General features: G+C 36.6%; 22 protein-coding genes. 4 read left to right on the top strand and 18 right to left on the bottom strand.

Annotation, left to right across the window (positions count from 1 at the left end; translation table 11 throughout):
* Positions 1-81 precede the first annotated feature (81 nt).
* On the bottom strand, positions 82-561 hold the full coding sequence (locus GI584_RS06645) for an SRPBCC domain-containing protein (protein ID WP_100361424.1): 480 nt from the start codon (positions 559-561) through the stop codon (positions 82-84).
* Between the two features lie 139 nt (positions 562-700).
* Between GI584_RS06645 and GI584_RS06640 the strand changes: the two genes are divergently transcribed.
* A complete protein-coding gene (locus tag GI584_RS06640) occupies positions 701-1,051 on the top strand; it encodes a VOC family protein (RefSeq protein WP_100361425.1) in 351 nt (116 codons plus the stop codon).
* Positions 1,052-1,071: 20 nt separating this feature from the next.
* Positions 1,072-1,641 carry a GNAT family N-acetyltransferase gene (locus GI584_RS06635; RefSeq protein ID WP_153792936.1) on the top strand — a complete coding sequence of 190 codons (570 nt, stop codon included), beginning with the start codon at positions 1,072-1,074 and terminating at the stop codon, positions 1,639-1,641.
* A 90-nt stretch (positions 1,642-1,731) separates the two neighbouring features.
* On the opposite strand, the gene GI584_RS06630 is transcribed toward GI584_RS06635, so the two are convergent.
* The 6 genes from GI584_RS06630 to GI584_RS06605 all read right to left on the bottom strand — a co-directional run bounded on the left by GI584_RS06630 (position 1,732) and on the right by GI584_RS06605 (position 4,987).
* Entirely contained in the window at positions 1,732-2,280 is a 549-nt protein-coding gene (locus GI584_RS06630) for a DUF1697 domain-containing protein (protein WP_153790714.1), read from the bottom strand.
* Between the two features lie 188 nt (positions 2,281-2,468).
* Positions 2,469-3,050 carry a GNAT family N-acetyltransferase gene (locus GI584_RS06625; RefSeq protein ID WP_153790713.1) on the bottom strand — a complete coding sequence of 194 codons (582 nt, stop codon included), beginning with the start codon at positions 3,048-3,050 and terminating at the stop codon, positions 2,469-2,471.
* A gap of 128 nt (positions 3,051-3,178) precedes the next feature.
* A complete protein-coding gene (locus tag GI584_RS06620) occupies positions 3,179-3,493 on the bottom strand; it encodes a hypothetical protein (protein WP_153790712.1) in 315 nt (104 codons plus the stop codon).
* A gap of 210 nt (positions 3,494-3,703) precedes the next feature.
* On the bottom strand, positions 3,704-3,847 hold the full coding sequence (locus GI584_RS06615) for a hypothetical protein (protein WP_153790711.1): 144 nt from the start codon (positions 3,845-3,847) through the stop codon (positions 3,704-3,706).
* A gap of 53 nt (positions 3,848-3,900) precedes the next feature.
* The gene (locus GI584_RS06610) at positions 3,901-4,683 is read right to left on the bottom strand and encodes a DUF2935 domain-containing protein (RefSeq protein ID WP_153790710.1); all 783 of its coding nucleotides are present in this window, start codon (positions 4,681-4,683) and stop codon (positions 3,901-3,903) included.
* A gap of 70 nt (positions 4,684-4,753) precedes the next feature.
* Positions 4,754-4,987: a hypothetical protein gene (locus GI584_RS06605; RefSeq protein ID WP_153790709.1), complete on the bottom strand. Its 234-nt coding sequence runs from the start codon at positions 4,985-4,987 to the stop codon at positions 4,754-4,756.
* A 268-nt stretch (positions 4,988-5,255) separates the two neighbouring features.
* Between GI584_RS06605 and GI584_RS06600 the strand changes: the two genes are divergently transcribed.
* Together GI584_RS06600 and GI584_RS06595 are read left to right on the top strand one after the other, a co-directional pair.
* Positions 5,256-6,761, top strand: coding sequence for an extracellular solute-binding protein (locus GI584_RS06600; RefSeq protein WP_100362530.1), 1,506 nt, complete (start codon positions 5,256-5,258; stop codon positions 6,759-6,761).
* Positions 6,762-6,944: 183 nt separating this feature from the next.
* Complete coding sequence (locus GI584_RS06595; protein ID WP_153790708.1) at positions 6,945-9,224, top strand: AraC family transcriptional regulator; 2,280 nt, start codon at positions 6,945-6,947, stop codon at positions 9,222-9,224.
* A 53-nt stretch (positions 9,225-9,277) separates the two neighbouring features.
* On the opposite strand, the gene GI584_RS06590 is transcribed toward GI584_RS06595, so the two are convergent.
* The 11 genes from GI584_RS06590 to GI584_RS06540 form a co-directional block, all read right to left on the bottom strand.
* Positions 9,278-10,210, bottom strand: coding sequence for a D-2-hydroxyacid dehydrogenase (locus GI584_RS06590; protein WP_153790707.1), 933 nt, complete (start codon positions 10,208-10,210; stop codon positions 9,278-9,280).
* A gap of 148 nt (positions 10,211-10,358) precedes the next feature.
* On the bottom strand, positions 10,359-11,435 hold the full coding sequence (locus tag GI584_RS06585) for a glycoside hydrolase family 76 protein (protein WP_153790706.1): 1,077 nt from the start codon (positions 11,433-11,435) through the stop codon (positions 10,359-10,361).
* Between the two features lie 102 nt (positions 11,436-11,537).
* Positions 11,538-12,368, bottom strand: coding sequence for a sugar phosphate isomerase/epimerase family protein (locus GI584_RS06580; RefSeq protein ID WP_153790705.1), 831 nt, complete (start codon positions 12,366-12,368; stop codon positions 11,538-11,540).
* Positions 12,369-12,418: 50 nt separating this feature from the next.
* A complete protein-coding gene (locus GI584_RS06575) occupies positions 12,419-13,288 on the bottom strand; it encodes a sugar phosphate isomerase/epimerase family protein (protein ID WP_100361436.1) in 870 nt (289 codons plus the stop codon).
* Positions 13,289-13,313: 25 nt separating this feature from the next.
* Complete coding sequence (locus GI584_RS06570; protein ID WP_153790704.1) at positions 13,314-14,282, bottom strand: Gfo/Idh/MocA family protein; 969 nt, start codon at positions 14,280-14,282, stop codon at positions 13,314-13,316.
* 63 nt (positions 14,283-14,345) lie between these two features.
* Positions 14,346-16,154 (bottom strand): glycoside hydrolase family 76 protein, encoded by a 1,809-nt coding sequence (locus GI584_RS06565; protein ID WP_194842141.1) that lies wholly within the window; start codon positions 16,152-16,154, stop codon positions 14,346-14,348.
* An 83-nt stretch (positions 16,155-16,237) separates the two neighbouring features.
* Positions 16,238-16,873: a YesL family protein gene (locus GI584_RS06560; RefSeq protein WP_153790702.1), complete on the bottom strand. Its 636-nt coding sequence runs from the start codon at positions 16,871-16,873 to the stop codon at positions 16,238-16,240.
* 41 nt (positions 16,874-16,914) lie between these two features.
* Positions 16,915-17,784 (bottom strand): carbohydrate ABC transporter permease, encoded by an 870-nt coding sequence (locus tag GI584_RS06555; RefSeq protein WP_228552356.1) that lies wholly within the window; start codon positions 17,782-17,784, stop codon positions 16,915-16,917.
* A gap of 17 nt (positions 17,785-17,801) precedes the next feature.
* Positions 17,802-18,734, bottom strand: a complete 933-nt coding sequence (locus GI584_RS06550) for a carbohydrate ABC transporter permease (RefSeq protein WP_153790701.1) — start codon at positions 18,732-18,734, stop codon at positions 17,802-17,804.
* On the bottom strand, positions 18,721-20,013 hold the full coding sequence (locus tag GI584_RS06545; RefSeq protein ID WP_153790700.1) for an ABC transporter substrate-binding protein: 1,293 nt from the start codon (positions 20,011-20,013) through the stop codon (positions 18,721-18,723). The genes GI584_RS06550 and GI584_RS06545 overlap by 14 nt, the downstream gene beginning before the upstream one ends.
* A 30-nt stretch (positions 20,014-20,043) precedes the next feature.
* Positions 20,044-21,330: a glycoside hydrolase family 125 protein gene (locus GI584_RS06540; RefSeq protein WP_153790699.1), complete on the bottom strand. Its 1,287-nt coding sequence runs from the start codon at positions 21,328-21,330 to the stop codon at positions 20,044-20,046.
* Between the last annotated feature and the right edge of the window lie 124 nt (positions 21,331-21,454).

Here is a 21,454-nt window from a genome sequence, read left to right as displayed (position 1 = left end):
TTTATCATTATTATTACTTTTAATATTAATATCACTTATGATAATAATCAAGTAAAAAAAGAGACCAAATTGAATTTGGGCTCACTGTTCACCTTTTTCAAAGGCTTCTTTATAGTAAACACGCAACTCTTCGGCATTATCTTTCCACTCTACTGGTTCACCGTAAACAAGTTGCTGTAATACTTCAAGACAACGATGCCAGCCTGCTGCCATGTACATCGCCATAGAGGCGTCATCGAAGGAATGCTTAAATGTAAAAAGACAGCCATTTTCTTTTTCCGTTATCCGCATATCAAGCAAATCGTCTATCTCTTTGAAAACAAAAGTGTTTGGTGCTTCTAACTCGATGATTTCTCCTTCGTACACAGAACCTTCCCCATCATCAAACTTCAGCTTACCGCCGACTTCTACATCCATTTCTGCCGTTGCGAATGGATACCATTGGGTAAAGAAAGCCGGATCAATTAGGGTATCAAATAATTTTTCCGGAGAAAGTGGGAATTCACATTCAAATGTTAGAGAGTATCGTCCATTATGTTGACTAAGTGTACCGTAATTCATTGGAATAGCCTCCTTTTGCATGCTATTTTAACATACTAACTGACAACAGTATTAAAAAAGTATTATTTAGCATTGACTAGTTTCCTGCATCATAATATGGTTATATTACCAAAGCTTACAAAATAGAGGAGCTGTATCTATGAATCCATTAAACAACAAAATTACTGCTGTATTTATTCCCGTGAAGAATATTGAGAAAGCTCGTGACTGGTACTGTGATTTACTGGACAAAGAACCTCATGATGACTTTCCCGGAGGACACCTTTATGTTATCGAATTAGACGGATTAAATGTGGTATTGGACAGTAAAATCTACCGAGAGGAAACCATTCTGAAAACACCTGCCTTCCATTTTGATACAGATAATATTGAAGAATCCTATCAGTATATGGAAAGCAAAGGAGTAGAATTACTCTCGGATATTCAATTTGGTCATTTTTTCAATTTTAAGGATCTTGACGGCAACCATATGATGGTATGTGAGCGATAGCGATGAAAGGTAGTGTAACGATGGAAGTAGAAGATATATGCAGTGAGTTTCCCCTATTGGAAACCGAGCGATTATTATTACGACAGGTATCATTGGGTGATGTTCATGATATCTATGCCTATGGCTCTAACGAGGAAGTATCCAAATATGTAACATGGGAAACCCACAAATCTTTAGATGAAACACTAGCGTTTGTCGAATATATCCTTAATAGATATGAATGTAATTACCTTGCTCCGTGGGCAATCGAGTTGAAGGAAAAGCAAAAGATGATAGGTACGATTGATTTTGTCTCATGGGATACACATCAACATATTGCAGAAATCGGCTTTGTGATTTCTCAAGACTTTTGGGGCAAAGGAATTGTCACGGAAGCTGCCAAAGAAGTTATTAAATTTGGTTTTAACCATATGGACTTAGAACGGATTCAGGCAAAATGTTTAGTAGAAAACATCGGTTCAGCAAGAGTGATGGAGAAAGCAGGTATGATGTTTGAGGGGGTATTGAGAAAAGCAGTGTATGGCAAAGGAAAGCATTGGGATGTGAAGATTTACTCGATTTTGAGAGAAGAATTTGCTGCTAAATGTTGAAAAGCAGCTTGATGATCAAGCTGCTTTCTTCACATCCTTTTGTGAAATTACTTTTCTTATTAAACCTTTCTTCCTTCGATAATTCACGAATTATGAATTGGTTTGAGCTTGCATTAGTTCATATATCTTACGAACGGTGTTGACATTTCTTACCGTAACTTGTTTGTATATTTTTGATCCAACGATCCTCGACATACCGCTTTTGGTTAGATTTTTCTTGTCAACCGACCATAGGATCGCACCAGGGGCATATTTTACCTTGTCGATATTTGGTTTAATGACCAAATTTCCAAGTGCAGATTCATCATCAATTTCATCCCATAAAAACATGACATCGCTTTTCATGTCTTTATCATTTTTCCATGTGTCTGGAATTACGTTAATGATTTCTCTGACATCATCGATACTTCGAACTACTACTTTAATTTGTAATCCGAAATCATTATGTATCGCTTCTTCCAATAGACGTGATAGTTCAGTTTTTGACAGACCATTGTATGAAAAAATAATATTCCCTGTATTGATGTATGTCAACACATCTTTCATCCCGACTTGTTCAAACGTTTGTTTAAGCAGCTTCATGTCAATTTTATTATTTCCACCCACATTAATCCCTCTAAGAAGAGCAATATAAACCATAACCATCCTCCATTCCGCTTTTTTACTTATAAATCCCTTTATAATCTTATTGATTATACTTGATATGCTAACCTACCTCGCAAGTTAAAAAAAGACTGTTGTGCTGACGATCTCACTATTGTATTAAAGCTACTCGTTAAGTGTAATATTTTACAGAATATTAGAAAATTACCTTAAACTAGATCCTTTTATTGAGAATTTCTTAAAATATTATCTAATTTATTCTTCACTGCTTCCCATTCCTGTTCAATAATGCTATAAAAAATAGAATTACGGTAGGTGCCATTCTTTCGAATCATTTGATTTCTTAATATTCCTTCTTTCACTGCACCTATTTTTTCTATTGCTTTTTGTGACCTAACATTTTGTTCATCGGTTTTAAATTGAACTCGTATAAGTTTCAATGTCTCAAAGCAATATTTTAATAACAAGTATTTACATTCTGTATTAGTATGTGTTCCCCAAACAGATGGAGTGTACCAAGTCCATCCGATTTCCAAACTTTTATTTGTATTTGAAATATCAAGAAAGCGTGTAGAACCAATAATTTTTTCGTTATCACGACGTAAAACAACAAATGGAAATTCTCTTCCACTTTCTTTACCTTCTAATGCCTCTTCAACGAAGGACATCATATCAGTTATTGTTTGTATGTTCCTAGGTAAATGATTCCATATCCTTTCTTCATTCGCAATATCATATAAACCTTGTATATGATGACTTTCCATTGGAACAATACGAACTTTTTCGCCTACTAATTCATCAAACATATTTTCCTTAGCCTCCTTGTAGCAAGAATTAATCTAAGAGGTTGTATCTTTATAAAGTTTTTATAAATGCATCTTTCTTTAATCAAACAAAATATAATCTTTAATCTTATATTATACTATTTGGCATCCTACTTTGATGTTCTGCCACGATATACAATCAGAGTAATTACATTTAATATGATGGTAATGATGAGAAGAACTGCTGATACAAACACCTTAGCACCCATTATGTCCATAAGAGCAGACCAATCCTCACTCTTTACACGATTATAGCTATTGAAAATCTGGAAAAATAGTGAAATAGCACAAGCAATCAAACTCATTATTGAAAGCATGATCCAATTATTATGCTCATGCTTTGTAAACCTCATGAGATTAACAACAGGAAGTATCCATGCAATTAGTCCAAGCACTAGACTACCAACATTAAGCCAACCAATCATGTATAATCCTCCTTTGTATTTTTTGTTTCTTCATGTTTCTTCATCTTGTTCAATAATCGCTGCACATTTCACAGAAAAAGAGTGGCATATCTCTGTACTCAATACTAACATAATATTCCAAGTCCCCAATTGATTTTTGTGCAAAAAAAAGACGACCAATAGAATGATCGTCTGGCTGAATTCTTGTTCCTGTTAATTAAAGAACAAAATCTATTTAACTACTTCTACTTCGAATTTTAATAAGTTTACATCCCAAGCATCTTCATCGTTATTACTAATTACATTTACCTTAACTTTTGGTCCAACATTAAAGTCCTCTGAATTTGAAACTCCAATTATGTGTATCATAGACATCGTTTTATTACCAACTTCCTCTGTGTAGTTGCTGATTCATCAACTGTCATCTCTCAATTTCCGGTAGCATGCTTGGATTGTGCCACTTTCGTTAAGTAATATTGTTCCTCACGAGCCATATGGTCAGCCATGGAGGCGGTAAATGTACTTAATACTTCTGCACTTAGCTCCATCTCTTCCAATTCGTGCAAAAATGTTTTAAATAATCCGATTTCTACTTCTACGTTATTATTGAACCTTTTTAATGCTGGGAATGCATTAACATTGGAGCGTAAATAACCGGTCAGTTCAACCGCTTTTATATAGAATTGATTAAAATGCTCCGTAAAAGCATGACTCTTTTCTTTTAGCCTTTGTTCCACACCATCCATCTCATCATTAATCGCGCCAGCATGACCTGATGCATCCAACAACCAGAGAAGATGATGATGTAATTCGTGAAAGATAGGCGGTACCTCTCCTTGCTTCAGATAACTTAAAATCAACAAATATTCTTCCAATTCATTGACCATGTGATTAAGAAATGTAGGTGTCAGATGAATACCCATTTGTCCTGTCAAATGCCGTTCGATAATGGAAAACTTAAACTCTCTGAATTGCTTGGTTAGGTCTTCAACCATAATAGAGAACGATATGGCATTGGACGTATCAATGGCGCTTGATTGTGCAAGCAATTGATCATACTGCGAGCGAAACATTTTGGCCTTTTCAATATCATCTATTTCTGATGGATAAAGGGAATCGTTAATAAATCGAGCATGATCTCCGAGCACCTGCAGCCAAAATTGATGTTCAAACACAGCACTTTTCAAATAATTGGATTTCAAATAATACATCCCCTTTTTTATGCAATGATGGTTTATTCTATTCGGTAAACTGGGGAAATATTAACGGAACCCTTTCTGGTTATTCAATTAAAGTGTATGTTCCTCTCGTCAACCGCTTTAATCTTCTGTATTCACCTGGAACAGTTGAAGTAGCATTTCCACCATAATTAATTGGCACCATATCCGCCATAGTTGTTCCAATATCTTTCCATCTTTGTTTATGCTGTTGACTTATATATATTTCTACTTCTTGAATAGTCATTGGTCTTTGTTTGTCCAAAAAACATTTTAGAATAGCTTCATGCAATGTCATCATCTACATCCTTTCTTCTGATATTCAACTGTTTTACCACTACTATTATTATGTAAGATACACTATTATATATCATGAGACTGCAGTGTATGAGTAAAACTAGTTGAAAAAAATCATTATATTAGAAATAATCATTATATTAGTATTGCCTTATTTTCTTCTTATTTTTGTTAGGTTTAAAACGTTAAAACAAAAATATGATTATATACGAAATTTAATGAGTCATCGTAAACTAGAGACAACACTAAAAAGGGGTGAAGAAATACAAATGAAAAAGAAATTAACTATCTTATGTTTGTTTATGTTTTTTGGAATCATTTTGTTTGCTTGTAGTAATAATGAAAGCGCTTCAGATGATCAAAGTGAATCTGGTAGTGAAGAAGGTAATGAGGACCCTGATTTAAATGAAATATCTATATTGGCTCCTCTGCACTCAGCTGAAACACCTGATCCGATGCTGGAGGAAAAAATCGAAGAATTAACCGGTGTACAATTGGATTTGCAATATGTACCCGCAAACAATTATCAGGATCGTATGAATACAGCATTTGCAACAGGTAGTATGCCAGAAGTTGCCAACATACCAATAGAAGGTAACTTTAAGGAAGCAATTAATGATGGTCAATTTTGGGAAATCGAACCTTATTTAGAAGAGTATGATAATTTACAACATTTAAAGGACGAAATATTAGATAACATGCGGGTGGATGGAAAGTTATATTCGCTTTATCAAGGACGTCCATTATCGAGACAAGGAATTATTTATCGGAAAGATTGGGCAGACAACCTTGGCTTGGATACACCTCAAACAACAGAAGAATTTTTCGAAATGATGAAGCAATTTACCGAAAATGACCCAGATGGAAATGGTGTAGACGACACAATCGGGTTAGCTGATAGAGGAGATTTAGCGTACGGCTCCTTTAATACGATCGCATCCTGGTTTAACGCACCAAATGAATGGGGAGAACAAGACGGACAATTACAACCTGCATTTATGTTTCCTGAATATAAAGAAACGCTCAATTTCATGAGAGATCTCCACGAAAATGGCTACATCAATCAAGATTTTCCTGTTACGAGTAAGCCTGACCAACAGGACATGATTAAATCTGGAAAAGCTGGTGCTTATATTGGATGTATGTGTGATGTGGGCCAGCTTTACAGTGACGGAATTGCATTGAATCCAGATATGGAACTAGACGTACACAATCAAATAAAAGGCCCGCATGGTGAATATCAAATTTGGGGTATTCCAGGATACAATCATCCTTATTTCTTTCCAAAATCTACGGTAGAAACGGAGGAAGAATTAAAAGTAATCCTGTCATTCTTTGATAAGATGATGGAACCAGAGGTTGCGAACACCGTATTCTGGGGAATCGAAGACGAGCATTACACCATAGAAGATGGTAAAGCAGTTACGATTGAAGATAGCGGTAAATTGGACCGTGAAGTTATTCCATATCAAACATTCGAGATAGGTGAACCAGAAACAAATGGACGTTATGAAGGTGCATTTCCTTTAGAAGCACGCGAAAAAGCAGAAGAATTGTTTAAGGATAACGAAAATTATTTAATTGAAAACCCTACTGTTACTTTAGATTCCGAAACATATGATTTACAAAGTGAGGAATTAGATACCATTATTATCGACGCAACATTTAATTATATTATTGGGCAAATTGATGAACAAGGTTTTGATGAAGCAATCGAAAAGTGGAAAGCAGCTGGTGGTGATGATGTCATCGAAGAATTTAATGCTTCAAGATAACTCAATATTTGGTTAGCCGGAGAAATAGCTGTTATATTAACAGCTATTTTTCCATTTATCTAATAGGAAATATCCGAAGGCTATGATAAAATTTATAAAGTGAGACTTCCCTCAAGTGGGGGGGTTTACGGACGATTAGCAACGTGATAAAGCTAGAGAAAAAGAAGTTGGAGGTGGGATGATTTGTTTAAGAAAAGACAACAATTTTATATAAAACTATTATCTTTCGTTTTATTGCTCGGAATCATCCCGGTCTCATTGGTGGGAATATTCTCTTTTCTTATTTCATCTGACAGCATTCAAACCAAAGTAGAAAAAGAGAAAGAATATAATGTTTATCAAACTCAGATGACGATTGAACAGGTATTGAAACAAGTGGACCAGTCACTAACGAATTTTGCCATGTCTCCCCTCGCCAATCAGCTTCTAGAAGAACCTATGGAACCGAAACAATTTCCCCTCTATAGAAGTTTAAAAAAAGAACTGAACTACCTGCAACGTTTTGATTCAGGAGTAATTGATATTACATACATAAACAAGGAACAAATGTGGTTAATCAGGAATAGAGGGTTAAAAAGATTAACAAATCAAGATAAAGAAATTATAGAAAATTATAGTGAGCTTACCAATCAATCTGCCTGGTTAGTTCAAGAAGCTGAAGATACTTTTATTGATGAACATGCCAATTATTGTAAGCGTTATCTTACCATGGTGAAAAAGTTGCCACTAAGCTCTGTCAATAATAAGGGCTTTACCGCTGCCATTATTCCTATTTGTGACTTGCAAGAGCGGATCTTAATGGAGGAAAATAATGGATCAACTATCGTTTTGAATGAAAACAAGCAAGTGATTTTTAATAGCGAAGTGAATCAGAATAGCCATTCATTAGAGAATCATCCTGTTATCGATGCAATCCAAGAAAGTAATCAAATCCAAAACCAACTGCACATAGACTATGATAATGAGAAATATACTGTCACCTATCGCGTCTCAAATTATAACGGATGGACTTATATTAATCTTATCCGATTGAATGATCTCAAAGAATCTTCCTATGCAATAGGCTGGTTTACCTTTATTATATGCCTTGTTATTGTATTAGGGCTTATTATCGTTGCCATTATCGGTTCTGGAAAACTATATAAACCTATTCAGCAAATTATCCAAATCATGAAATTGCCTCATGAAGCTGATAACAATAAATCTCGTGATGAAATCGGGGAAATTACGAAACAGATTCATACTATTCTGGATAAAAATCAAACATTGGAGGAACGGGTTCAATCGCAAAAGGACCAGTTGCATCATTTTTTCATAAATAAATTGCTCTTAGGTAATGTTACGGAAAATGAAATAAATGAAAAGCTACCTACAGAAATAAATAGTGGACGATGGTATTCTGTGATGTTGATTAAAATTGATTCGTTAGAAGGTACGAGATTTACTGAAAACGATAATGATGTTATCCTCTTTTCGATTAACACGATTATTAATGAGTTAATAAGTGAAGATAGGCGATTTACACCTATTGTGTTAGAGGATAAACAAGTAACTGTATTAATGGGAGAAGGTAACAAGCAGGAATATAAAAATTACTTCGATAGCTTAACTCAAACGATACAAGAAACGATCGCCCAAGTTTTAAAAATATCTGTTAGCATCGGAATAAGTAATCGATACTTCCATCTAATAGAAACAAATGAAGCCTTACAAAAAAGTGAAGCGGCATTGCGACAAACCATTGTATTAGGCAAAGGGCAAGTGATTTGGTTTGATTCGCTAGAAGGACAGCATTCATTCAAAACTTTTTATCCGAAGCAAGTTGAGCATGATCTTTTTGACGCCATAAAAACTTATCATCAGGAGCGTGTGGAACAAAAATTAACGGAGCTGCTAGATAATATATTTAATAAACAATTAACGTATACACAGTATGAAATCTCTATCCTTCGATTTATCAATAATCTATTAGAATTCACAGAAATGTTAGCCATCGAAATTGATATGATTGATGAAAAACAGACGTTAATTAATTATCTCCAACGTTTCCGAATCAGAGAGGACATAGAGAGTTGGTTTAAGCAAGTTATGATTTATCCGATAATGGATCATATCAAAAACCGCTCAGACCAACATTATCATTCATTGTCAGAGCAGGTTATTCATATTATCCACGAGGAATTCGATCAAGATTTGACACTGGAAAAAGTAGCAGATCGCCTACATTATAATGCAAGCTATTTAAGTAACTTATTTCGACGTGAGACTAAAATGTCATTCAGTGAATATGTAGCACAATATCGCATTGAAATGGCCAAAAATTGGTTAGAAACCACGAAAATACCTGTTAAAGATATCGCTAACAAACTGCAATATAATAATTCCCAAAATTTCATTAGATCTTTCCGGAAGAATGTAGGAATGACACCGGGGAATTATCGAAAAAAAATGAAGTTAGAATAGATAGATGAAATTCCAGTCCTTATATTTAAGGGCTGGAATTTTTTAATACGATGTTAAAAACCTTTTTTGACATCTACCCTATTGTGGAGAGGGTTGTCCTTTTCTAGATTCTCTAATGTTCCAACAAAGCATTCTACTGCTTCACTGGATGTTGTCACAGCAGATATATGCGGGGTAATAACCACGTTTGGGTGCTCCCACAATACGTTACCCTGTGGCAGTGGCTCCTCTCCGAATACATCAAGTACTGCAAACCTTACCTGTCCAAATTCTAATGCTTGTAATAGGTCTGATTCACGAATAGATTCCCCTCTACCGACATTAACAAATCCAATATTTGATACGTGCTTATAAATGTCTTTATTAAATAAATATTCTGTTTCTTCCGTTAATGGCAATGTATTAATCAGATAATTCATTTGATTTAATAATGAAAAATGAGCATCAACTGTACATACTTCTTTGAAAAACTCTTTTTGTTTACCGCTCCGTGACACACCATAAACTTCTACACCAAAAAAGGAGAGAACCTGAGCTATCTTTTGCCCAATTTCTCCTGTGCCATAAATCATTACTTTTACTTCATTTAACATATTTGGTGTAAGAGGCTCCCAATTCTTTGTGGATTTCAAGTAAAGGAATTGATCATGAAACTGTAAATCTTTTAATAGATAACTGAGGCAGTATTCACTAATTCTTTGTCCAAACGAACATATCGTTCTTGTTAGGATAACATCTTCATTCCAGTCTTTTTTGAATATAAAACTGTCCACCCCAGCTCCTAGGGAATGGACCCATTTCACTTTGCTATAATCGTAACTTGATCTTGTTTTAAAAGATACAAATGCATCAGCCCATTCTAAATCTTCATCTCTAAGTTCGTCTTCTGTCAAATATCGGAATTTCTTTTCCAGTTCATAATTTTCTATAAGATTTTGAATTTCTTGATTCAAAGGACTTACAAACAAAATATTGTTGATCTTCATTGATGATCTCCTTTCATCCACTCCGTATCAAAATTCATATATAGACGTTAAATATTAATGTTAATACTAAACGGCGGCTTAAATCAAGCAGAGATACACGGTGACAAAAGAAGATAAGCCTATCCCTATTTAGGAACAGGCTAATTTGTTAATCCTTCATCAATCCACGCCTTTCTATCCTTACCAAACATTCAAATAGCATGACAGCGCTTAGCTCAATGCTTAAATCAATACCTCTAGTTAGGTCCGGCTTCTCACTCCAAAGATGATTAAATATTGTTTTCTCGTCATCCTTACCGTTCCGCCAGAGGGTTTCCGCATTCTCTTCCAAGTAGTGAAGTATAGCTTTTGTCTCAGTTGGAGCTGTTAAAATTAATTCAGTAAAATATCGAATCATAATCCCTTTAAACAGACCTCCATCCCCATTCCCTTCACTTTTTAGCACATTATGTTCATTATCATGTAATTTTTCTATTGCTGTATGTGCAGTTTGTAATGCTTTTTGTAAGTATTTCTCATGGTTGGATACCCGATAGAGCTCAACTGCTGCACCTACATATACACCTTGACAATAGGTGAATTCCCAATCAGCATCAATTTTCCCATCACCAAGTCGATTGACCCCATCCATGACAAATCCTGTATTTGGATCAACAAGGTTCTGCTCCTGCCAATCAAATATTTTTTGTGCCCATTCTAAATCTTCTTTATTTCCAAAATGCTTATATAGTCTTGTCGCTAAAATAATAGCCGGGCCATTTGCTGGCGTATTCTTATAATCGATCTGGTCTTTATGCCAAGCTATTCCTCCACCCATATGCTCATTCCAACCAGTTTTTATATCATTCCAAAGAATTTGCACATCATTCAAATACTTGTCTGTTCCCGTTTCTTCATAGGCACGTAACAAAGCTAGCGCCAGCCATTCCATATCGTCGTATAATAGATTTGTTGGCTGACCACCGTTTCGAAACACGAGACCACCATATTCCTTTTCGATCATTGTAACGAGTTCATTGTCGTTGGTTCGGCAGTATCCATCTACTAAACTATCAATCGCATGTGCATACCACCAGTAATGAAACGTAAGATTGCAACGATTATCTGGATTTGGATAATGATTATTAAACATTTCCAGATCAGGATTCCAATAGTATTGAAGTAGGCTATCAAACGATTTCTGTGCCCTAGTTTCCCATTTTGTTGTTTTGTTTGCTAACTTCATAATATCCTCCTTTAACCCAAGGTTCCGCCATACGATTATCGTTTAAGTTCATAAAAACCTAGGTAACCCATATGAGCTGAATAGCCATATGAGTACCTATTTTTATTTATTTGGTAAGTAAGTCTGTTTCATTTTTTTTAGCCCATGGGTAGCAACTTCTAACGCTGATTGATTACCATAATTTCCGATAAATAACTCTAATGATAAATAACCTTGATAATTCATTTCTACTAAGTAGTTCGCTATCTGTTCAGTCGGCGCGATCCCATCACCAGGAAATTGTCGTTCTGAATCAGTTATCTGTTCCTTTGGTGGGTGTTCTGGATAATCGTTGACATGGAAAATACCGATATTTCTCTGATTTAAATAAGCTAAATTTGTAAAGCAACTCCCTCCAGTGTACATATGGAAAGGATCCAATAAAAATTTCACATCAGAAAGTCCGCTCTCCATCGCGATATACATCGCTTCGCTTAACGTAGCTAGTTTGTTAGCTTTACCCCAGAATTCAAGAAAGATTTCCATGTCCATCCGTCTCGCAATTGTTGTTAATGCAGTAAAATGCTCTGCAATTGTTTCTAATGTTAAATCATCCATATTTCCACTGGGTGGAGCCGCTACAGCTTTACAGCCTATTTCCTTCAGCATTGTCATCTCTTTTTCCGCTTCAACAAGCCCTTTTACTCTAGTAGGCTCATGCACGTCCGACCACTTAAAAAAGGTAATCGCGTTAACAACGGATATACTTTTGTCTACCAGAATTTCTTTAATTGTTTTAAGTGAACCACCCTTATCAAGATAGGATTCAATATCTTTAACCCACAATTCAATACCATCATATCCTGCTTCAGCCGCTATTCTTATCTGCTCGATCACATCCAATTCAAACGGAAACAGCGTCGAGGCATTTAAGGCAAACTTAAAATTATGCACTTATTTCACCCTTTTACATTACTCATAATGTCATCTTTAAACATACTCTACTATTTAAAGTAGCTTCTTAAATGTGCGGCAGCCTTTACGATTCCCTTTTGCTCAGCCTCTAAAGATCCCCAATAGCGATGATCTTCTAATTCGATACTAACTGGTCCCTGGTACCCCATACGTTCCAAACGCACTGCAACTTTTCCCCAATCGACTTCACCTTGTCCTGGGATCGTATAGCGCCAGGATCCTTCCGAAAACAGATACTTTTCTGGAAAAGTTGATTGAATGACACCACATTCATAAAGCTCATCTTGTAAAATTTCTGTATCCTTCCCGTGGCAATGATTTACTCTTTCACCAAATTCGGTTAATACACGGATATGGTCAATGCCCAACCGCACAAGATGTGAGGGATCATACGTCATCCCAAAATGTTTAGATGGGATAGCCTCGAACATTACCCGTAGAGTTTCCGGAGTACATCCGAGTGTGGGATAATAAGGTGCTGGTCCCGGCCAGCCTTCAATTGCAATGTAAAGACCCGTTTCCTCTGCGTGACGAACAATTTCTGGAAACGTTTCTTTCCAGATTGCAAGTCCTTCCTGACGTGGAAGTGTATGATCCTCAGGAACCAAACACATAAATATCACACGACCTCCTAGTTCCGAGATTTCCGTCATCTGGTTTTTAAGACTAGTAACCGCATTAGCACGACGTTCTTCATCTAAACTAAATAGTTTTGCTACATTTTCTACATCGACTGAGCCCACTTCCATACCAGCATTTTGAACTGTATTCTTTACTTCCGGGGTTAATTTTGGTACGTCAAGAATATCCAACCCTACCTCTGAGGCCCAACTCGCTATCTGTTCCATTCCTTCTGCACCTAATTTCGGTGGAATACGCATTCCGATGTTAAAATTCATACTATTCACGTCTCCTCTAGTTCATTTATAAAGGCTTATAGCCAGCAGATTCATAAACCATTTCAGAAAACTTAACTACCTTTAATGCAAATTCACCTGGAACCTGAACGTCATGTTTTCTTAAAATTGCATCGATGAAACTTTTATCCTGGTTCGTTGTCGGTTTGGATAACTCTGGAACAATTGGTTCCTCTCCTGAAAGATGGAGTGTAATTTTGTCATTTTCACAGAAGATAGCACCATCCTCACCGCAAAACGCATATGTTTCATGCCAAACAGGTGAGTAGCCAACAAGGTTTAGTCCAGCAATAGCACCTTCCTTAAAGCGAATCGAAGTAAACGTATCAATTTCTACCGGCGCACCTTGTTGTGATAGCTGTGTCGTTACTTCGACCGGCGTTAAGCCTGATGTCCAAAGTAGCACATCGATAATATGGCTACCCGAGTCCATCAAAAAACCGCCTCCTGATAATTTGGGGTCCTTCCGCCAAGAATACGTATCATTGGAACCACGCCACCATTGTTGATATAAGGAAGCAGTGATCGATGTAAGTTTACCGATTTTACCAGTTGCGATTGCATCACGAATATAAATAAATTCTGGTTGGAAATGTCGTTGATACGATACTTGCATAATCTTACCGGCTTGATCGGCCGTTTTAATTAACTCCTCAGCTTCCTTCGATGAGCACGTCATCGGCTTTTCAATTAATACGTGTATGCCTTTTTCCAATACTGCTGTTGCCTGTTCAAAATGCAAAGTATGCGGAGAGCAAATAACAACCCCATCTAAATCGACTTGTTCAAGCATATTACGATATTCTGTAAATTGCTCTATATCTCGCAAACCGGCATGAGTTACAAAGCGTTCTCTCGCCTCTGTGCTTACATCAGTAATTGCCTTAATTTCCACATTTTCTAATTCTAGTAACTGACCAGCATGTACCTGTGCCATTCCACCTGTACCAATAAATCCAATGCGAATTTTCTCCACAAATTCCACTCCTTTTTCGTTCATTCATACATATTCACGAAAATAAAAATCAGCATTCTAAAATTAATGTATTATTCTATCCAGAGATCCTTGCAATTGATGGTAAGCTATTTCATTTACTTGGTCTTTTTCCACTCCTGTTTGCACATGCTTATTAAAGTCTTCTAAGTGTTTAATTGCTTGATTTATGTCTCCTTTATTTATATGATGGTCTACCTGTTCAAGACGATTACTTAGTTTTTTAGCAAGTGAGCTAGTTATCTCGCTATCATCTACATAGGAATCTATCTGTTCCTGTAACGTCTGGGAGACATTTCTAACAATAATTGGTTCTAGTTGTGTAGCATGCTCCATTAACATGACTCCGCTTAACTGTTGGCTAAGTTCCACCGGTAGGTTTATTGCTCCTTCCCACGATGAGCCAAACAAAATTTCAGGTTCCTCGTTTGTTTGGTTCCACACATTTTTGGCATTATTCACAATCCACTCTGCCAACTTAACTTGGGAGTCTTCTGTTTTAACTAATTCAGTCACATAACGAATGAGGATCCCTTTAAATAGTCCACCATCACCTGAGCCACCTTCGTATATGATTTGGTTGTGATTGGAGAATCGGTCTTTCGTAGTTTCTGCCGTCTGGATTGCTGCATCAAGATATCCTTGTTCACCTGTCAATTGATAAAGCTCAACAGATGCACCTATATAAACTCCTTGGTTGTAAGTGAATTCCCAACCTTTATCGATGTTTCCATCGCCGGTGCGATTAATACCATCCCACACTAAACCATTTGCCGGATCCACTAATGTATGTTGAAGCCAATTGTAGATATCCTGAGCCCATTGTAAATCTTCTTCATTCCCGTACTGTTCATAAAGTCTAGTAGCAAGAATTACTGCTGGAGCATTCGAAGGAGTATTTTTATAGTCTAATTGATTTTTGTTCCAAGCGATGCCACCTCCAAATTCACTGCTCCACCCTTCTTTAATATCTTCCCACAGAGTCAATACAGCCTCTTCATGCTGCGGATTATTTGTATATTCGTGTAAACGTTGCAATGCAAGTGCCATCCATAACATGTCATCATAAAAATCGTTCCTAATGTCATCGCCATTACGTGCCTTCACAGATTTATATAAAGCGATAGCCTGATCGATATAACCATAATCGCCAGTTCGTTCATAGCCATCAATTAACGTATCAATGGCATGAGCCTGCCACCAATAATGGAACTGATTGTTACTTTCATCATTTGGATATTGATTGTTAAACATATTTGTCTTGGTGTTCCAGAAGTTAGATGTAAGCGATTTTTGTGCTAATTCCGCTTCCTCTGTCAATCCCCAAGAAACCAGTTGTTCCACTCCCTGTTCTTTTACAAGCAAACTGTCAAAATTTAACCAGTTTTCGCTTCCCTTACCTGAATCAAAACTAAGCGATATTGTATTCGTACCAGCTGTTAAGAAGACATCATTAAGGTAAGTTGTCTGCCAGTCTCCCCAGCTTCCGGTTCCGGAAAAGCGAACTTGATCCACGCTGCCCTCTCCATTCACCTCTAGATAACGTGTAGCCTGACCTGCTGCAGCAGAATATTTAAATACGAGTGTATAATTACCGTCACTCGGAACATTCACATTAATCGCAACGGATTGACCATCTTCATTCCAACCAGCTACGTATCCGTTTCCAAAATAACCAGTATCAGCATTTTCCGTTTCTACGTTATGCAAAGTTCCTTGGGTTGCATCATATTCCTCACTCCATGATGTAGCAGCATGTGAGTAGTTAGGTTTAATGATATTCGATGCAAACAAAGAAAACAGAATGAAACATGTAACAGACACCATCGTAAACTTATGCCATTTTAATTGCATAAAAACACTCCTTTTCATAAATGTAATAGACGAAATCCTTACAGAAATTAGTGATAACAATATGGTTAAATATTCCATTTGAGCTAGGCTTCTGATATCCGTCCTAAACTTGAGATTTCTATATCTGTTGTCGTGCTAAATTTTCCAAACACAGGCATTAACACAACGGTCACCAAGTAGGCTGAAACACTAACCATAAAAAACAAAAATAAAATCGGATAAGCGATTAAAATCCTGGAATAAAAAATGATTCCAAAATTTAACGAAAATAAAGAAAACAATACAAAGGATACGACTGGATGCCCTAAAGCGATAATCGTCGCAAGTTTAAGGTGATTGACAAAAGATGCTTTAAAGTAGGTAAACACGGGCAATAGAAACAGTGAAATCAGAAACGCTAACACTGTGATGACAAAGATCGGAACTGAGATGATTACCGAAAATTGGTGAGCTGACTTGAATGTGAGCGAAATTAAACAAATATTTACAATCGCTATAAAAAAGCCGTACGCATTTGCTTTGATGAAATTATTAACAAAATACTGAAGAAAGGACGCACGTATCCCTTTTTGGTTATTTCGCTTTAAATCTCGCGTCACCATTAATAATGCTACAGTGGCAGGAAATAATCCGAAGACAAGGAAACCGCATAACGAATACATAATCCATAACATATTTAGTAATGCGAGTTTAGCGATCCATTCCATCAATTTATACACTGTACTCACCTCTCTTTTGCCCCGACGATTACACAAACTCACTAGCTTTTTATTCCAGAGAAATTTGCACCGTCGATAAAATATTTTTGCAAATACATAAAGATTAAAATGATCGGTAAAATTATCACGATTGTTGCTGCCATCATTGGACCATAGGCGGTTTGTTTATCAAATGTAAATGCCTGTAATCCAATTTGCACCGTGTACAATGACCGGTCATTTAACACAATTAACGGCCATAAGAAGCTATTCCAACCAGCTTGGAAAGTAAAAATCCCAAGTGTTGCTAAGGCTGGTTTCGTTAGTGGTAAGTAGAGATTCCAATAAATTCGAAACTCACTACAACCATCGATTCGAGCCGATTCCATATATTCATCAGGCAAAGTTAAGAAAAACTGTCTCATAAAAAACACTGCAAAAGATCCTGCAGCACCAGGAAGGATAACAGCCCAAAAATTATTCAGTAACCCATGTCCTCCCTGGCCTAAGATATCGTTCCCCCCCATTAACGGCATGTTATTCAACACGATATATTGGGGAATCATTACAACAACCCCAGGAATCATCATGGCTGCTAGTAAAATAGCAAAAATGACATTTCTTCCTTTGAATTTCAGCTTGGCAAAAGCGTACCCGCTCATCGAACCAAACAATAAGTTAAATAGCACGCCCATGACTGCTAGATATAGCGAATTGAAAAGATAACGGCCAAATGGAACTGATTGAAACGCTTCTATATAATGATCAAATGTAAAAGTGGAAGGAAGCCACTGGAGCGGAATACTAAATATCTCTTCATCTGGCTTAATTGATGTTAGCAAGCTCCATATAAATGGCATGACCATCAGTAAAGCAATAGCCGAACTCAAGATGTAAAAGAGTAATTTCTTTACATTTTCTTTTTGCTTCAATCTTCATTCCCCCTCTCCTAATCCTTACTTTGATTAATTTTAAAATTGATAACTGTAAAGATTAAAATGGTCAATGTCAATACAAGAGCCTGTGCCGATGCATAACCCATTTGCAACTGCTCGAAACCGGTCGTGTAAATATGATAAACAATCGTTTTCGTCGAATTTGCTGGGCCACCCTGCGTTAATACATATGCTTGGTCAAAAATTTGCAAAGCCCCGATAATTGTCATCGTACTTACTAATAATGTTGTTGGCCTGAGCATCGGGAAAGTTATATGAATCAACTGTTGAAATCCAGATGCTCCATCAATTCTTGCTGCTTCGTATAGTTGATTTGGAATACCTTTCAAACCAGCCATATAAATAATCATATTCCCACCAACTCCCAACCACAACGTTACCGCAATGACTGAAGCCATAGCTGGAGCTGATTCTGCTAACCAAGCAGGACCAGCAATTCCTATATAACTCAACAGTTGATTAATAAGCCCGTATTCTGCATTTAATAACCATAACCAAACTATAGAAGCTGCTACAGCCGATGTTACTGTGGGCATATAAAATGCTAAACGAAAGATAGTAACTCCTCGGTAAGGTTTAGTTACTAATATTGCTAACGATAAAGAAATAATTATCATTAGTGGTACATAAAAAATAGTTAGTACGCCAACATTTTTAAAAGTAATCCAAAGAATCTCATCACTAATTAATCTTCTGAAATTCTCTAAACCGACCCATTCTATTTCACTAATAATGTCATAACTTGTAAAACTTAAATAAATAGCCATCGCGATGGGAATAATCATAAAAACAACAAATAACAGTAATGTAGGTGCAATCAAGAAATAAGCAGCTCTTGACTGATAACGATTAAACGAACTTTTTTTAGAAGTAAAGCTAAGTGCGAGTGAACTTCCATTAGTTTCGTTTAGTCTATTCCACTTCATTTTCTTCTAGCATCCTATCTCCCTGTTTTTGGGCGTTCTCTAATGCTTCTTCGGCAGACTGCTCTCCAGTAATGAATTTCTCAAGCTGTGGTATCAATCCATCTACCTCTGCAACAGGATATCCCGGATGTCTAGGTCGAATTGTTGCAAATTCCAGTGAGTCAATAAACGGCTTCCAAAATGGATCTTCTTGAAAGAATGGATCTTCTATGGCAGCTTTATTCCCAGGAATATTTAAGCTAGTTTTTCCCCATTCTAAAGAGTTCTCAGGATCTGCTAACCACCACTTAATAAACTCCCAAGCTGCTTCTTGCTTTTCGGAAGCTTCCGGAATAGCTAATCCAAATCCACCCATTACAGCTCCTTGATCACCACTTGGACCTGCTGGTGGAGGAACAACACCGAAGTTTAATTGATCACCGTATTGCTCATAAGTACGTAAATCCCATGGGCCAGTATAATGCATAGACACTTTACCAGTAATGAATGGATGTTGTGCCCCTTCAAGTCCTTTGTCAAAACCAGGCTTATACACTTCGTCTTCCAAAATCATCTGACTCCAAAAATCCAATACTTCTAGACCTGCTTCACTATTATAGGCTGTTTTTGCTAGATCATCTGTCAGCATCTGTCCTCCTGCTTGCTGAATCCACATACTAAATAACCCTACATCTGAGAAAGAAAAACCTGCACGTTCAAGATCATTTCCATTTATTTCAGTTAGTACTTTTGCTGCTTCTCTTAAATCTTGCCAAGTCTCTGGTGGTTCCAAACCAGCATCATCGAAATGATCCTTATTATAGAATAATGCTCTCGTATCAACGGTTAAAGGAAGTCCATACAAATTATCTTCATAGCTTAACTCCTTTAATGCTTCTCCATAAAAGTCATCTTCAGAAATACCATCCTCCTCTAAGAAGTGATCAATTGGATGTAACACACCTTTTGGTGCATACAGAGAAGTTCTCCAGCGATCCCATAGTAATACATCAGGAATTTGCCCGGAAGTTATACCAGTCATAAATTTGGTTACCAAATCTTCTTGAATGACGTATTCTACTTCAATTCGATCTTGAGAGTCATTAAACAATTTCACCATATGGTTAAATTGTTCTTCCCCTTCACCTGTCCAATCCCCCCAAAATGTTAGCTCTATTTTGTCGTCTGAACCTTCTCCATCATTTTCCGAAGTTGAACTATCTTCACTACTACAACCAACTAATATAAATCCTAACAATAACCCTAGTAATAGCATCCAACTTAACTGACAATGTTTCATCTCAGCCACCTCTTTTTCTTATTTAAGATATCATTTTGAAGCGCTTTCAACATAATCCATTATAAACTCACAGTACATTGCATTTGCCCACGAAAACCACTTACGAGTAAATTCTGTAGGATTATTAACATGAAAACCTTCGTGCATATACCCAGTGCCAGCGTCTGTATTTTCAAAGATAGTGAGTAATTGCTCTTTTTCTGTCTTAGAATTCGTAGTAAGACCTTGGATAGCTAACGCGATATGCCACACGTATTGCGAAGGTGTGTGTGGACTTCCAACTCCTCTGGCAACTTTTCCTTCATAAAAATATGGATTTTCTTTACTTAATATAAATGCTCTAGTATTTCGGTAAATTTCATCATCCATGCTGCAGTATCCCAGATAAGGCATAGATAGTAGACTCGGTACATTCGCGTCATCCATCAAATTATAGTTGCCATATCCATCTGTTTCGTATGCATACATTTTTCCGAATTTAGGATGATCAATAATTCCATATTGTTCAATTCCGCGTTGGATCTGTTGCTTTAGCTCGCTTACACTCGCCACAATCTCGTAGGCTTTATAGATTTTGGTTAAAATTTCTTCCATATATTCAAGAATAGTACAAGCAAACATATTAGAAGGAATTAAATACCCATAAGTACACGCATCATCACTTGGTCGAAAACCTGACCACGTCATACCAGTGTAGCAAACTGGTTCTCCTAAACCATCACGTGTCAGTGTATCCGATTGTGGACCATGCGTTCGTTGAAATCGATAAGTAGAATCCTCCTCGTGATGTTGTTCCACTTTCCAGACTTCGATTATTTTTTTCACAGCATTCAAAAAGTGTTGATCGAAGTGTCGTGTACTACCCGTTTGTTTCCAGAATAAATAAGATAATTGAATAGGATAACACAATGAGTCTATTTCGTATTTTCTTTCCCAAATCCAGTCTGACATATCTGTTATATCATTTTGATGTCCTGCACCTGTTGCCTCTTTATTAAAAGCATTTGCATAGGGATCAAGGTTAACATATAAAATCTGTCGATTAATTACTCCCTCTATCATGGAAGCGATCTCATCACTCTTATTTGCAAGTGGTAAATAGGGCTTTACTTGTGCTGTGGAATCTCTTAACCACATCGCTGGAATATCTCCTGTAATAATAAAAGTGGATTTGTCTTGAAGCTGTTCTACCGTTGTTTGAATGGTGTTTTTAAAGCAATTACAAAACATGGTTGCTAACTTTGGTCGATGGGATAAATCGTTGGTTACTTGATCCATCATTGCTAACATGGATGCGGGTAGTGTGTTTGTTGTCATCTATAATTTTCACCTCCTTTAGTGATACATTTACAAATAGTATAATTGATATTATTGATATGTCAATAACCAAATTAATATTACATTTGAAATATTTTTTAATTACATCTGGTATAAGCAGTGC

The sequence above is a fragment of the Gracilibacillus salitolerans genome (assembly GCF_009650095.1).
Classification (GTDB): domain Bacteria; phylum Bacillota; class Bacilli; order Bacillales; family Amphibacillaceae; genus Gracilibacillus; species Gracilibacillus salitolerans.
The sequence above is the reverse complement of the archived record's forward strand: the minus strand, read 5'-3'. Positions and strand labels throughout refer to the sequence as shown.

Coding starts and splice junctions, on each gene's coding strand:
- GI584_RS06615 (WP_153790711.1), bottom strand. CDS start 3,847: ATGTCTATGATACACATAATTGGAGTTTCAAATTCAGAGGACTTTAAT.
- GI584_RS06610 (WP_153790710.1), bottom strand. CDS start 4,683: ATGTATTATTTGAAATCCAATTATTTGAAAAGTGCTGTGTTTGAACAT.
- GI584_RS06565 (WP_194842141.1), bottom strand. CDS start 16,154: ATGCAATTAAAATGGCATAAGTTTACGATGGTGTCTGTTACATGTTTC.
- GI584_RS06630 (WP_153790714.1), bottom strand. CDS start 2,280: ATGGTTTATATTGCTCTTCTTAGAGGGATTAATGTGGGTGGAAATAAT.
- GI584_RS06640 (WP_100361425.1), top strand. CDS start 701: ATGAATCCATTAAACAACAAAATTACTGCTGTATTTATTCCCGTGAAG.
- GI584_RS06585 (WP_153790706.1), bottom strand. CDS start 11,435: ATGAAGTTAGCAAACAAAACAACAAAATGGGAAACTAGGGCACAGAAA.
- GI584_RS06550 (WP_153790701.1), bottom strand. CDS start 18,734: ATGAAGTGGAATAGACTAAACGAAACTAATGGAAGTTCACTCGCACTT.
- GI584_RS06590 (WP_153790707.1), bottom strand. CDS start 10,210: ATGAAGATCAACAATATTTTGTTTGTAAGTCCTTTGAATCAAGAAATT.
- GI584_RS06625 (WP_153790713.1), bottom strand. CDS start 3,050: ATGTTTGATGAATTAGTAGGCGAAAAAGTTCGTATTGTTCCAATGGAA.
- GI584_RS06540 (WP_153790699.1), bottom strand. CDS start 21,330: ATGACAACAAACACACTACCCGCATCCATGTTAGCAATGATGGATCAA.
- GI584_RS06545 (WP_153790700.1), bottom strand. CDS start 20,013: ATGAAACATTGTCAGTTAAGTTGGATGCTATTACTAGGGTTATTGTTA.
- GI584_RS06575 (WP_100361436.1), bottom strand. CDS start 13,288: ATGAATTTTAACATCGGAATGCGTATTCCACCGAAATTAGGTGCAGAA.
- GI584_RS06620 (WP_153790712.1), bottom strand. CDS start 3,493: ATGATTGGTTGGCTTAATGTTGGTAGTCTAGTGCTTGGACTAATTGCA.
- GI584_RS06605 (WP_153790709.1), bottom strand. CDS start 4,987: ATGACATTGCATGAAGCTATTCTAAAATGTTTTTTGGACAAACAAAGA.
- GI584_RS06600 (WP_100362530.1), top strand. CDS start 5,256: ATGAAAAAGAAATTAACTATCTTATGTTTGTTTATGTTTTTTGGAATC.
- GI584_RS06645 (WP_100361424.1), bottom strand. CDS start 561: ATGAATTACGGTACACTTAGTCAACATAATGGACGATACTCTCTAACA.
- GI584_RS06635 (WP_153792936.1), top strand. CDS start 1,072: ATGGAAGTAGAAGATATATGCAGTGAGTTTCCCCTATTGGAAACCGAG.